Consider the following 13,333-nt stretch of genomic DNA (forward strand, 5'->3'; position numbering starts at 1 on the left):
CGATTGATGCGACTCAGACCCTCCGGTAAAGGGTTGATCGGTGTCGACATTACCTCGGCAACGGTCAAGCTGATCGAACTCAGGCGGATGGGTTCCCGCTACCAGATCGAAAGCTATGCCGTGAGGCCGCTGCGTGAAGGTGCCGTGGTCGAACGGCGCATACGCGACATGGGCGAAGTGGCCGACGCGCTGCGACGAGCCGTGGAGAGTGCACGTCCCACGTCACGCCTGGCCGTGGCAGCCGTTCCGGCCAGCGCCGCCATCACCAAGACCCTCACGCTTCCCGCCTCGCTCAACGACGACGAGATCGAGGCGCGCATTCAACTCGAATCAGACAAACACATTCCGTTTCCGTTCAGTGAAGTGGCCTTCGATTTTCAGCGGCTGGGGCTGAATGCCCGCTATGGCGATCAGCAGGACGTGTTGCTGGTCGCCTGCCGCCAGCAGGACGTCAACCAGCTCACCGATGCGCTGAACCAGGCAGGGCTGGTGCCCGCGGCGGTAGACGTCGAGACCTTTGCCATGGAGCGCGCCTTCGGCGAGCTGCGCCAGCAGCTGCCGCCCGCGGCGGGCGAAGACGACTGCGTGGCGCTGGTCGATGTCGGCGCCACCATGAATGCCTTCCATGTGCTGCGCGGCGGTCGCATCGTCTACAGCCGCGACACCGTCTTCGGCGGACGTCAGCTCACCGAGGAGATTCGCGCGCGCTACGGTCTGACCCTGGAGGAGGCGGGGCTGGCCAAGAAGCGCGGCGGCCTGCCCGAAGATTACCGCGCCAGCGTCCTGGCCCCTTTCATCGAGACCGTCGTGCAGCAGGTCGGCCGCTCGCTACAGCTCTACTACACCGCCGGGCGCAAGCATGAAGTGAGGCGCATGGTCCTTGCCGGTGGCTCCAGCGTGATTCCGGGGCTGGCCGAGCGGCTCGCCCAGGAGAGCGCCATGCAGGTGGTGATCGCCAATCCTTTCCTGCGCATGCGGATCAATTCACGTATCGACGTGCAGACCCTGGCCAGCGATGCGCCGGCCATGGTGACCGCCTGTGGCCTGGCGATGAGGTCGGTCTCATGAGCATCGAAATCAATCTCCTGCCCTGGCGGGAGCAACAGCGCGCGCGCCGCAGTCGGCGCTTCTATCTGGCCCTGGCGGCAATGGCGGTGCTCGGCGCCGCCGGTGGGCTGGGCATGACCCACTATTACGACATGGCAGTGAGTGCCCAGCAGCAGCGCAACGCCCATGTGCAGGCCCGCATGCAGCAGCTCGACGGCGACATACGTTCGATTCGCGAATACGAAGCCATACGCGAGCGCATGATCGGTCAGGTCCAGGTCTTCAGCGACCTGCAGCAGGGACGCTCCCAGACCGTGCGTGTGTTTCGCGACCTGACCCTGAGCCTGGTCGATGGTGTGCACTACACCCAACTGAGCCGGCAGGGCGATCAACTGCGGCTGTCGGGTCGGGCCGAGAGCAATCACCGGGTCTCCGAGCAGATGCGGGCCCTGGCGGCCGCGCCCTCGTTCTCCGAGCCGGTGCTGTCGGAGGTCGAGGCCGATGGCGGCGGTGAGCGCCGTCGCTTCAGTCTCGGTGTGGTGCAGCTCCTGGAGGGCGCTCAGGGCGCGGAAAACGGTGAAGCGGGAGACGAATCATGAACCTGCAGGCAGAGATTCGTCGTCTTCGCGAGCTCGATTGGCGCGAACTGGACCTCAAGGAGTCCGGCACCTGGCCGCTACTGCTGCAGTGGTTTTGCTGCCTGCTGGTGCTGGGCCTGACCTTCGCCGCCACACACTGGTACCTGGCGGGCCCCAAGGCCGATGAGCTGCAGCGTGCCCAGGCCGAGGAGGCACGCCTGCTGGCGGATTACCGCAACCGTGCCGCTCAGGCGGCCCAACTGCCGGAGATGCTCGAGCAGATGGCCCGGCTCGAAACGCGCATGGGCGAGCTCATGGCCATGCTGCCTTCCGGCGCCGAGATTCCCTCGTTGATAGACAGCATCAGCGAAAGCGCCCTCGACCACCACCTGTCGATCGATTTCATTCGGCTGCGCAGCACCGTGGAGCGCGACTTCTATATAGAGCGGCCCTTCGATATCCAGGTGGAGGGCGAATATCACCACATTGCCGGCTTCCTTGCCGGCGTTGCGGCATTGCCGCGCATCGTCACGCTGCACGACTTCGTGCTGGCGCCGGCGGAGGGCGGTGATCGTCTGCGCCTCTCCATGCTGGCACGCACCTACAGCTATCGGCCGCAGGGCGGGGAGGGTGCGCGATGAAAGTGCGCTGGCTGCCGGCCTTGGCAATCCTGCTGCTGGCCGGCTGCGCCGATCCCCAGTTGGGCGAGCTGGACCGCCGGCTGACCGACATTCGCAACGATCCCGGTACGCCGCGTCCGCTGGAAATGCCGGAGGTGCCCGACTACGAATCGGTGCCCTACCGGGCCAGCGATCGTCGCAGCCCGTTCAGGCCGCAGTTGCCGGAGCCGGACGCGGTGCCGCGGGGCAGTAGCGACCTGGCGCCCGATCCCGAGCGCTCCCGGGAGCCCCTCGAGGCATACGACCTGGAAGCGCTCAGGCTGGTGGGCATCCTGACCATGGGCGGCCAGACGAATGCCCTGGTGAGGGCGCCGGGAGGCGAGGTTCATCGCCTGCGCACCGGCAACCATCTGGGACGCGATCACGGCCGAGTGGTCGGCATCACCGATTCGTCGGTGCAACTGGTGGAGCTGGTGCCCACCGGCGGTGGTGGGTGGATGGAGCGCACGGCTCGCCTGGCGCTCGAAGAGCGTCGCTAGAGCAAAGCGACGGGAGCATTCCGATCGTGGCAGCAGGGTAGTGGTAACGGGCAGAGGGGAAAGGGAACGATGAGACAACTGATTGGCACATTGGCGGCACTCTGCCTGGCATTGACGGCGGCACCGGTCCTGGCGGCATCCACGCTGACCGATCTCGACTTTCGTCAAGGCGAGCGCGGCGAGCTGCTGATCGACCTGAGCTTTCGTGGCGGGGTGCCCGAAGTGCGCGGCTACCGGCTGGATGAGCCCGCGCGGCTGACCATCGATCTCGTCGATACGGCCAACGCCCTGGAGCGTCGCCGTCTCGACCTGGGTATCGGCGGCGTCGAGCAGGTCACGGCGCTCGAGGCCGGCTCGCGTACGCGGCTGGTCTTTCATATGGACCGCCCGCTGCCCTACGACACCGTGCAGCAGGGCGACCAGCTGCGGCTGACCATCGGTGGACCGGCGACTGCGCCGTCCACGGCCACGGCGCGCCCCGAGCCGGCGGCGCCTCAGGCCTCGGTGCCGGCAGCGGCTGCCCCCGGCGGCATGCCGAGTATCGCCGACATCGACTTTCGCCGCGGCGAGGGTGGTGCTGGGAGGTTGATCGTCACTTTCGACCGGGGCGGGGTCGACGCCAGGGTGCGCGAATCGGGCCGCAACCGCATCGTCGCCGAGCTCAGTGGCGTCGACCTGCCGGAAGCGCATAACCAGGTGCTCGATGTCAGCGACTTCGGCACGCCGCTGCGGCGCATCACGCCGAGGGTCGGGCGCGACGGCGTGACCCTGGAGATAGAAGGCAGCGGTGAGTTCGCCATGCTCTCCACCCAGAGCGGGCGCCAGCTCACCATCGAGGCACAGCCCGTCACCCAGCAGGAGCGCGAGCAGCGCGTGCGCCAGCAGTTTCCCTATACCGGCGAGCGCATCACGCTCAATTTCCAGGACATCGAAGTGCGTTCGGTGCTGGCGATCATCGCCGATTTCACCGGACTCAACCTGGTGGCCAGCGACAGCGTGACCGGCCAGGTCACCCTCAATCTACAGGATGTACCCTGGGACCAGGCGCTCGATCTGGTGCTCAAGAGCCATGGCCTGGCCAGTCGTCAGGAGGGCAACGTGATCATGGTGGCGCCGGCCAGCGAGCTGGCCAACATCGAGCGCCAGGAGATCGAGGCGCGGGCCCAGGTCGAAACCCTGGCGCCGCTGGTCTCCGAGTACGTTCAGGTGCGCTATGCACGCGCCGAGGATCTGGCGCAGCTGCTGCGCGGCGGCGACGGCTTCGGCCTGCTCACCGAGCGCGGTCGCGTGGCGGTGGATCAGCGTACCAACACCCTGCTGATCCAGGACACCGCCGATCAGATCCAGGAGATCCTGCGCACCCTGGACCAGCTCGACGTGGCGGTGCGTCAGGTGCAGATCGAGGCGCGTATCGTCATCGCCCGCGATGGCGTGACCCAGGAGCTTGGCGTCAACTGGGGAGCGTCGTCGCGCGGCAGTAGCCGCCTCAACCTGGGGGGTGCCTCCACCGGCGTGCCCACTGCCGTGACGGGTGACGGTTTCACCGGGCAGCGCGACCCGCGCGGCCAGTTCACCGGCGAGTTCGACACTCCACCCGGCAGCCGCTTCCAACGCGGCGGCCTGGCCGTCGATCTGGGCAGCGCCAACCCCATGACCAGCTTCGGCTTCGGCTACCTCTCCGGCGACATTCTGCTCGATCTCGAGCTGCGGGCACTGGAGAGCGAGAACAAGAGTCAGACCATCTCGCAGCCGCGGGTGATCACTGCCAACCAGCGCACTGCTCTCATCCAGCAGGGCGAGGAGCGGGCCTTCCAGACCGTCAGCGACAGGGGCACCGAGACCGACTTCAAGGAGGCACTGCTGTCGCTCGAGGTGACGCCGCAGATTACCCCGGACAACCGCATCATCATGGACCTGGTGATCACCAACGACAGCTTCCGTGAGGCCCTGCCGGGCCAGGCGCCGCCCATCGATACCAATCGCATCGAGACCCAGGTGCTGGTCGACAACGGTGAGACGGTGGTGCTCGGCGGCATTCTCACTACCGAACAGCTCAGTCGTCTGGCCAAGACGCCCTTCTTCGGCGACCTGCCTGTGCTGGGCAGGCTTTTCCGGTACAATGAGTCGAGCAATCAGAAGGTGGAGCTGCTGGTCTTCATCACTCCACGCATACTCGAGGACGGCCTGGCGATTCGCTGATGCAGGATTTGCCCAATCTGATATTGATCGGCCCCATGGGGGCGGGAAAGAGCACCATCGGCCGCCTTCTGGCGGCCGAACTTTCGCGTCAGTTCCTCGACAGCGACCATGAGATCCAGGCCCGCTGCGGTGCCGACATCCCGTGGATCTTCGACGTCGAGGGCGAGGCGGGCTTTCGCCAGCGCGAAGTGCAGATGATCGAAGAGCTGACCGAACTCGAAGGGGTGGTCATTGCCACCGGCGGCGGGGCAGTGCTGCGCGAGGAGAACCGTCGGCGCCTGCGCGAGCGAGGCAGTGTGATCTATCTGTTCACCACCGTCGAGCAGCAGCTCAAGCGCGTGGCCAAGGATCGCAACCGCCCTCTGCTGCAGCGCCCCGACCGCGAACAGGTGCTGCGCGAGATGTTCGATCTGCGCGACCCGCTCTATCGCGCCACGGCCGATATCGTAGTGCGCACCGACCGGCGCAGCCCCCGTGCGGTAGTCAACGAGATCGTGCGCCGCGTGCAGCGGCTGGTCGACCCTTTACAAGCCAAGGCATGAACCATGACCGTGAGTGACACCTCTACCGTCCCGCGCACGCTTCAGGTGGCGCTGGGTGAGCGCAGCTATCCCATTCACATCGGTGCAGGCCTGCTCGGCGATCCCGTCTGGCTGACCCCCTACCTGGCCGGGCGCCAGGTCATGGTCGTGACCAACGAAGCGGTCGCCCCTCATTATCTCGAGCGCCTCAAGGCGGGGCTACCGAATGACGCCGTGGTGCGCGAGCTGGTGCTGCCCGACGGTGAGGCGACCAAGACCCTGGCCAGCGTCGGCCTGATCTGGGATGCGCTGCTCGAGGCCGGCTTCAACCGCCGCTGTACCCTGGTCGCCCTGGGCGGCGGGGTGATCGGCGACATGGTCGGCTTCGCCGCCGCCTGCTATCAGCGCGGCGTGGCCTTCATTCAGGTGCCCACCACGCTGCTTTCCCAGGTGGACTCTTCGGTGGGCGGCAAGACCGGCGTCAATCATCCGCTGGGCAAGAACATGATCGGTGCCTTCTGGCAGCCTCGGGTGGTGCTGATCGACACCGATACCCTGCGCACGCTGCCGGCCAAGGAGCTCTCGGCGGGGCTGGCCGAGGTGATCAAGTACGGCCTGATCCGCGATGCCGAGTTCCTCGCCTGGCTGGAAGGCGAAATGGCCGCGCTGCGAGCCTTGCAGCCGGAGGCGCTGGCCAGGGCCATCGAGCGTAGCTGCCGGCTCAAGGCCGAGATCGTGGCCGAGGACGAGACCGAGCAAGGCGTACGGGCACTGCTCAACCTGGGGCATACCTTCGGTCATGCCATCGAGGCGCACCAGGGCTACGGCCAGTGGCTGCACGGCGAGGCGGTGGGTGTCGGCATGCTGATGGCGACCGAGCTGTCGCATCGGCTCGGCTGGCTGAATGCCGGTGACGTCGAGCGCACCGCCGCTATCATCACTGCCGCAGGCCTGCCGCTGGAGGCTCCCGCCGACATGGGCGTGGAGGACTTCCTCACCCGCATGCGTCTGGACAAGAAGAACGTCGATGAGCATCTGCGCCTGATCCTGCTCGAGACGCTGGGCCGGGCGGTGATCCACGACCAGACCCCTCGGGAGTTGCTCGAGGAATTGCTGGCTACGTTTCCCCGGCGCTGACGTTCCGCCGCTTTTTCCTCTCTCCAGTGCAAGAAGGCCGCACGAAGCGATTCGTGCGGCCTTCTTGCCGTTCGTCGAGCGCTGTTCTGAACTGTTCAGAGCAACCCGTGTTGCAGCTCAGGCATCAAATCCGTATGCCTCATGCCGTATCGGCATGGGGAAAACGGTCGTTTTTAGACTAAAGTCGTATTCTTGGTTTTGAGCGTTTGAAATCCGTTTATGGGATTCGCAAGTCTTTGAACTGGTGGTTTTTTTTGCTTTGGGTCATTCAGCAAGTTGCGGATTTGACGAGAGTTTTGGAGGCGGCGTGGCGGGCGGGAGATTGCACGGCGGGGCAGTAAGTGTCTATGCTGGGCGTCCTTTTCTCGCGACGGCAGCAGGCTGCTCCGGGCAGTCATAATAAGAAGAAAACAGATCAAAATACATAACTGCTGTTGTTTGGTCAATAGTCATTTTCTGAGGCACGCCCATGAACCGAGGCCTTCATCAACCAGGCGAGTTCCGTGACAACTGCGGTTTCGGCCTGATCGCACATATGGAAGGGCAGGCCAGCCACGATCTGCTGCGTACCGCCATCGAGTCCCTTACCTGCATGACCCATCGTGGCGGTATTGCCGCCGATGGCAAGACCGGTGACGGCTGCGGTCTGCTGCTGAAGATGCCCGAGGCCTTCATGCGCGAGGCCGCCGCCGAGGCGCTCGACGTCGAGCTGGGCGAGCTGTTCGCCGTGGGCGCGGTGTTCCTGCCCGACGACGACGCCAAGGAAGCTCGCGCACGCGGTATTCTGGAAGGTGAGCTGCGTGCCTGTGGCCTTGTCATCCGTGGCTGGCGCAACGTGCCGGTGGATCCCTCCTACTGCGGGCCCATCGCCCGCGCCTGCCTGCCGCGCATTCGCCATCTGTTCGTCGAGCCGGGCAAGCTCAGCGACCCCGAGCGCTTCGACGTCGACCTGTTCATGGCGCGCCGTCGCGCCGAGCAGATGCTGCGCGACGAAGAGGACTTCTACGTCAGCTCGCTGTCGTCCCAGGTGATCTCCTACAAGGGCCTGATGATGCCGGTGGATCTCCCCACCTTCTATCAGGACCTGGGCGACGAGCGGCTGCAGACTTCGATCTGCGTGTTCCACCAGCGCTTCTCCACCAATACCGAGCCGCGCTGGCCGCTGGCGCAGCCGTTCCGTTTCCTCGCCCACAACGGCGAGATCAACACCATCGAAGCCAACCGCGGCTGGGCCAACTCGCGCAAGGAGAACTTCGTCAACGAGCGGCTGCCCGACATCGCCGAGCTCGACGAGATCGTCAATACCGTGGGCTCCGACTCCTCGAGCATGGACAACATGCTCGAAGTGCTGCTGATGGGCGGCATGGAGCTGCATCGGGCGGTGCGCATGATGGTGCCGCCGGCCTGGCAGAACGTCGAGACCATGGGCGCAGAGCTGCGCGCCTTCTACGAATACAACTCCATGCACATGGAGCCTTGGGATGGCCCCGCCGGCCTGGTCATGACCGACGGCCGCCAGGCGATCTGCATGCTCGACCGCAACGGCCTGCGTCCGGCGCGCTGGGTGATCACCAAGAATGGCTACATCACCCTGGCCTCCGAGATCGGCACCTACGATTACAAGCCCGACGATGTGGTGGCCAAGGGGCGTGTCGGTCCGGGTCAGATCCTCGCCGTAGACACCCACACCGGCGAAGTGCTGCACACCGGAGACATCGACGAGCGGCTGAAGTCCGCGTATCCCTATAAGCGCTGGCTCAAGGAAGAGGCGCACTATCTGGAATCGGCGCTGACCGAGCTGGCCAGCTTCCAGAACATGGACTCCGATGCGGTCAATACCTGGCAGAAGATGTTCCAGGTCAGCTTCGAGGAGCGTGACCAGGTGTTGCGCCCGCTGGCCGAGAGCGGTCAGGAGGCGGTGGGCTCCATGGGTGACGACACCCCCATGGCGGTGCTGTCCGGCCGCAGCCGGCTGCTCACCGACTATTTCCGCCAGAAGTTCGCCCAGGTCACCAACCCGCCCATCGACCCGCTGCGCGAAGCGATCGTAATGTCGCTGGAGACCTGCATCGGCGCCGAGCTCAACGTGTTCAAGGCCACGCCCGAGCATGCCCACCGGATCATTCTGACCACGCCGGTGCTGTCGCCGCGCAAGTTCACCGCGCTGCTCGAGCAGGACGACCCGGCCTTCTCCCATCACCGCCTCTGCCTGGGCTACGACCCGGAGCAGATGGGGCTCAAGGCGGCCATCAACGAGCTGTGCCGTCAGGCCGAAGCCGCGGTGCACGAGGGCAGGGTGATCCTGGTGCTGTCGGATGCCAACCTCGAGAAGGGGCAGCTGCCGATCCACGCCGCGCTGGCGGTGGGGGCGGTGCACCATCATCTGGGCAAGCTGGCCCTGCGCCCGCGCGCCAACATCGTGGTCGAGACCGGCTATGCCCGCGACGCTCACCAGATGGCGGTGCTGTTCGGCGTCGGCGCCACCGCGGTGTTCCCGTGGCTGGCCTATCAGGTGATGGCCGACATGCACCGCACCGGCGAGCTCACTGGCAACCCGGCCGATGCCCGCGAGAACTACCGCAAGGGCATGCAGAAGGGGCTCTACAAGATTCTCTCCAAGATGGGGATCTCGACGCTGGCCTCCTACCGCGGCTCGCAGCTGTTCGAGGCGGTGGGACTCTCCTCCGAGGTGATCGAGCTGTGCTTCACCGGTATGGCCTCGCGCATCGAGGGTACCGGCTTCAGCGAGCTGCAGCTGCAGCAGGAGCTACTGGCCCGCGACGCCTGGACGCCGCGCAAGGGCATCGCCCAGGGCGGCCTGCTCAAGTACGTGCACGACCACGAGTATCACGCCTACAACCCCGACGTGGTGAAGGCATTGCAGGAGGCCGTGCAGGAGGGCGACTACGCCAAGTGGAAGAAATTCGCTCAGCTGGTCAACGAGCGCCCGGCCGCGACCATCCGCGACCTGCTCAAGCTCAAGGCCGCCGAAACGGCGCTGCCGCTCGAGGAGGTGGAGTCGATCGATGAGCTGATTCCGCGTTTCGACAGCGCCGGCATGTCGCTGGGAGCGCTCTCCCCCGAGGCCCACGAGGCGCTGGCCCAGGCCATGAACGAGGCCGGCGGACGCTCCAACTCCGGCGAGGGCGGTGAGGATCCGGCCCGCTACGGCACCATCCGCAGCTCCAAGATCAAGCAGGTCGCCTCCGGACGCTTCGGCGTCACCCCGACCTATCTGGTCAACGCCGAGGTGTTGCAGATCAAGGTGGCCCAGGGTGCCAAGCCCGGCGAAGGCGGTCAGCTGCCCGGCGGCAAGGTCAACGATCTGATCGCGCGGCTGCGCTACTCGGTGCCCGGCGTGACGCTGATTTCGCCGCCGCCGCACCACGACATCTATTCCATCGAGGACCTGGCGCAGCTGATCTTCGACCTTAAGCAGGTCAACCCCGAGGCGCAGGTGTCGGTGAAGCTGGTCTCCGAGCCCGGCATCGGCACCATTGCCACCGGCGTGGCCAAGGCCTATGCCGACCTGATCACCGTGTCCGGCTACGACGGCGGCACCGCGGCCAGCCCGCTGACCTCGATCAAGCACGCCGGCTCGCCGTGGGAGCTGGGTCTGCCCGAGGTGCATCAGGCGCTGCGCATCAACGGCCTGCGTGACAAGATCCGTCTGCAGACCGACGGCGGCCTGAAAACCGGCCTCGACGTGGTCAAGGCGGCGATCCTCGGCGCCGAGAGCTTCGGTTTCGGCACCGCGCCGATGGTGGCGCTGGGCTGCAAGTATCTGCGCATCTGCCACCTCAACAACTGTGCCACCGGTGTGGCCACCCAGCATCAGTACCTGCGCGACGAGCATTTCCGCGGTACCGTGGACATGGTCAAGAACTACTTCCGCTTCATCGCCGAAGAAGTGCGTGAGCTGATGGCGATGATGGGCGTGCGCAAGCTGACCGACCTGATCGGTCGCACCGACCTGCTCGAGGTGCTGGAGGGCGAGACCGCTTCCCAGCGCAAGCTCGACCTGACGCCGCTGCTGGTCAACGACTTCGTGCCCGCCGACGCGCCGCAGTTCTGCCAGGTCAGCCGCAATGTGCCGCATGACCCGGGCGCCAAGAACCAGGAGATACTGGCCGCTATCGAGCAGGCCATTGCCGACAAGAGCGGCGGTGAGTTCTCGTTCACCATCACCAACTGCGACCGTTCGGTCCCGGCGCTCTCCTCGGGTGCGGTGGCCAAGCACTACGGCGAAGCCGGCCTCGAGGACGCCCCGATCACGCTGCGCTTCACCGGCGTGGCCGGGCAGAGCTTCGGTGTGTGGAACGCCCGCGGTCTCAATCTCTACCTGGAAGGCGATGCCAACGACTATGTCGGCAAGGGCATGAACGGCGGCAAGGTGGTGCTGGTACCGCCCCGCGGCAGCCGTTTCGAGAGCCACAAGACGGCGATCATCGGCAACACCTGCCTGTACGGCGCCACCGGTGGCAAGCTGTTTGCCGCCGGCACTGCCGGCGAGCGCTTCGCCGTGCGTAACTCCGGCGCCCATGCAGTGATCGAGGGGGCCGGCGACCACTGCTGCGAGTACATGACCGGCGGCTTGGTCTGCGTCCTCGGCGAGACCGGGGTCAACTTCGGTGCCGGCATGACAGGTGGCTTTGCCTACGTGCTCGACGAGGACCGCTCCTTCGTCGATCGCTACAACCATGAGCTGGTGGAGATTCACCGTATCAACACCGAGGCCATGGAGGCCTACCGGCGTCACCTGCGGGAGATCATCGAGGAGTTCGTGAGTGAGACGAACTCTGCCCGCGGACACGAGATTCTCGACGACTTCAGCGAACACGTGCGTCATTTCTGGCTGGTCAAGCCCAAGGCGGCAAGCCTTGGCAGCCTGCTCGACGAATCGCGCAGACGTCCCGAGTGAGCCGGATTCCAGGAGATACGCAAATGGCCAACCGATTGACCAGAAACGACTTTCAATTCCTCGACGTGGGCCGTCAAGACCCGCAGAAGAAGGATGCCCGGACCCGCTCGCGCGAGTTCGCCGAGATCTACGAGCCGTACAAGCCCCAGGAGGCGGCCAGCCAGTCGCACCGCTGCCTGCACTGCGGCAACCCGTACTGCGAGTGGAAGTGCCCGGTGCACAACTACATTCCCAACTGGCTGCAACTCGTGGCCGAGGGCAACATCCTCGAGGCCGCCGAGCTGTCGCACAAGACCAACTCGCTGCCCGAGGTGTGCGGCCGGGTGTGCCCGCAGGATCGCCTGTGCGAGGGCGCCTGCACCCTCAACGACGGCTTCGGCGCGGTGACCATCGGTTCGGTGGAGAAGTACATTACCGATACCGCCTTCGCCATGGGCTGGCGCCCCGACATGTCTCAGGTCGTTTGGACCGACAAGAAGGTCGCCATCATCGGGGCCGGTCCGGCCGGGCTCGGCTGTGCCGATATCCTGGTGCGCAATGGCGTCAAGCCGGTGGTGTTCGACAAATACCCCGAGATCGGCGGCCTGCTGACTTTCGGCATACCCGAGTTCAAGCTCGACAAGACGGTAATGGAGCGGCGGCGTGCGGTGTTCGAGGAGATGGGCATCGAGTTCCGTCTCAATGTCGAGGTGGGCAAGGATGTCACCATGGAACAGCTGCTCGAAGAGTACGACGCGGTGTTCCTCGGCATGGGCACCTACAAGTACATGACCGGCGGCTTCCCCGGCGAGGACCTGCCCGGCGTGCACAAGGCACTCGACTATCTGATCGCCAACGTCAACCACTGCCTCGGCTTCGAGGAGGATCCGGCCGATTACGTCTCTCTGGAAGGCCAGAAGGTGGTGGTGCTAGGCGGCGGCGACACCGCCATGGACTGCAACCGCACGGCGATTCGCCAGGGTGCGGCCACGGTGACCTGCGCCTACCGCCGAGACGAGGAGAACATGCCCGGCTCCAAGCGCGAGGTGGCCAACGCCCGCGAGGAGGGCGTGGAGTTCCTGTTCAACCGTCAGCCGGTGGCGGTGGTCGGTGAAGGCAAGGTCGAGGGGGTCAAGGTGGTGCGCACGCGCCTGGGCGAGCCCGACGAGAACGGCCGTCGTCGTCCCGAGGTTGTGCCCGGCTCCGAGGAGATCCTGCAGGCCGATGCCGTGGTCATTGCCTTCGGCTTCCAGCCGAGCCCGGCGCCCTGGTTCGAGAAGTTCGGCATCGAGCTCGACGAGCGCGACCGTGTGCTGGCGCCCGAGAAGGGCGCCTACGCCTTCCAGACCACCAACGAGAAGATCTTCGCCGGCGGCGACATGGTGCGCGGCTCCGATCTGGTGGTCACCGCCGTGTTCGAAGGCCGTCAGGCCGCCGAGGGTATCCTCGATTACCTGAAGGTTTGAGGCTCTGCTGATGTGGGGCGGGCCTATGTGCCCGCTCCCACGGCTCTCCCGTCGACAGGTCTAGGCGGGAGCGCTGTGAAAACAGTCTGTCGTATCGCTACGGTGAGCGGCGCCGGGGGCAGGCCAAAGAGGAGGTCTTTTGCCAGGGAAGGCAAAAGTAGCGCCCAGGGATGGGTTCACAGCGCCTCCTCGACGGCCTGCCCCCGGTACAGCCGCGTTCGAGGCCGCCAAGACCACTCAAAGTCACTAAGTCGGCTGAAATTGAGCCATTGGTCGTAATCTGCTACGCTGTCGTCCCATCCTGGCGCGGCTTTCTGCCGGGCCTA

General features: G+C 65.6%; 9 protein-coding genes. All 9 read left to right on the forward strand.

Features of this window, described 5'->3' with window-relative positions; translation table 11 throughout:
* The first annotated feature begins 6 nt into the window (after positions 1–6).
* Positions 7–1,068 carry a type IV pilus assembly protein PilM gene (gene pilM, locus HOP59_RS00695; RefSeq protein WP_026038324.1) on the forward strand — a complete coding sequence of 354 codons (1,062 nt, stop codon included), beginning with the start codon at positions 7–9 and terminating at the stop codon, positions 1,066–1,068.
* Positions 1,065–1,646, forward strand: coding sequence for a PilN domain-containing protein (locus HOP59_RS00700; protein WP_234252420.1), 582 nt, complete (start codon positions 1,065–1,067; stop codon positions 1,644–1,646). Before pilM ends, HOP59_RS00700 begins: the two co-directional genes overlap by 4 nt.
* A complete protein-coding gene (locus HOP59_RS00705) occupies positions 1,643–2,266 on the forward strand; it encodes a type IV pilus inner membrane component PilO (RefSeq protein WP_010630112.1) in 624 nt (207 codons plus the stop codon). Before HOP59_RS00700 ends, HOP59_RS00705 begins: the two co-directional genes overlap by 4 nt.
* Complete coding sequence (locus HOP59_RS00710) at positions 2,263–2,784, forward strand: pilus assembly protein PilP (protein ID WP_010630111.1); 522 nt, start codon at positions 2,263–2,265, stop codon at positions 2,782–2,784. Before HOP59_RS00705 ends, HOP59_RS00710 begins: the two co-directional genes overlap by 4 nt.
* A gap of 69 nt (positions 2,785–2,853) precedes the next feature.
* The gene (locus HOP59_RS00715) at positions 2,854–4,983 is read left to right on the forward strand and encodes a type IV pilus secretin PilQ (RefSeq protein WP_234252421.1); all 2,130 of its coding nucleotides are present in this window, start codon (positions 2,854–2,856) and stop codon (positions 4,981–4,983) included.
* Complete coding sequence (gene aroK, locus HOP59_RS00720) at positions 4,983–5,525, forward strand: shikimate kinase AroK (protein ID WP_010630110.1); 543 nt, start codon at positions 4,983–4,985, stop codon at positions 5,523–5,525. The genes HOP59_RS00715 and aroK overlap by 1 nt, the downstream gene beginning before the upstream one ends.
* Before the next feature lie 3 nt (positions 5,526–5,528).
* Positions 5,529–6,641 carry a 3-dehydroquinate synthase gene (gene aroB, locus HOP59_RS00725; RefSeq protein ID WP_010630109.1) on the forward strand — a complete coding sequence of 371 codons (1,113 nt, stop codon included), beginning with the start codon at positions 5,529–5,531 and terminating at the stop codon, positions 6,639–6,641.
* 469 nt (positions 6,642–7,110) lie between these two features.
* Positions 7,111–11,562 (forward strand): glutamate synthase large subunit, encoded by a 4,452-nt coding sequence (gene gltB, locus HOP59_RS00730; RefSeq protein WP_010630108.1) that lies wholly within the window; start codon positions 7,111–7,113, stop codon positions 11,560–11,562.
* A 23-nt stretch (positions 11,563–11,585) separates the two neighbouring features.
* Positions 11,586–13,007 carry an FAD-dependent oxidoreductase gene (locus HOP59_RS00735; protein WP_276574308.1) on the forward strand — a complete coding sequence of 474 codons (1,422 nt, stop codon included), beginning with the start codon at positions 11,586–11,588 and terminating at the stop codon, positions 13,005–13,007.
* The last annotated feature ends 326 nt before the right edge of the window (positions 13,008–13,333 follow it).

This window comes from Billgrantia aerodenitrificans (assembly GCF_021404405.1).
Classification (GTDB): Bacteria; Pseudomonadota; Gammaproteobacteria; order Pseudomonadales; family Halomonadaceae; genus Halomonas; species Halomonas aerodenitrificans.

What these genes read in the sequence shown, in the direction of transcription:
- pilM (WP_026038324.1), top strand. Translation starts at nt 7, where the DNA reads ATGCGACTCAGACCCTCCGGTAAAGGGTTGATCGGTGTCGACATTACC.
- HOP59_RS00700 (WP_234252420.1), top strand. Translation starts at nt 1,065, where the DNA reads ATGAGCATCGAAATCAATCTCCTGCCCTGGCGGGAGCAACAGCGCGCG.
- HOP59_RS00705 (WP_010630112.1), top strand. Translation starts at nt 1,643, where the DNA reads ATGAACCTGCAGGCAGAGATTCGTCGTCTTCGCGAGCTCGATTGGCGC.
- HOP59_RS00710 (WP_010630111.1), top strand. Translation starts at nt 2,263, where the DNA reads ATGAAAGTGCGCTGGCTGCCGGCCTTGGCAATCCTGCTGCTGGCCGGC.
- HOP59_RS00715 (WP_234252421.1), top strand. Translation starts at nt 2,854, where the DNA reads ATGAGACAACTGATTGGCACATTGGCGGCACTCTGCCTGGCATTGACG.
- aroK (WP_010630110.1), top strand. Translation starts at nt 4,983, where the DNA reads ATGCAGGATTTGCCCAATCTGATATTGATCGGCCCCATGGGGGCGGGA.
- aroB (WP_010630109.1), top strand. Translation starts at nt 5,529, where the DNA reads ATGACCGTGAGTGACACCTCTACCGTCCCGCGCACGCTTCAGGTGGCG.
- gltB (WP_010630108.1), top strand. Translation starts at nt 7,111, where the DNA reads ATGAACCGAGGCCTTCATCAACCAGGCGAGTTCCGTGACAACTGCGGT.
- HOP59_RS00735 (WP_276574308.1), top strand. Translation starts at nt 11,586, where the DNA reads ATGGCCAACCGATTGACCAGAAACGACTTTCAATTCCTCGACGTGGGC.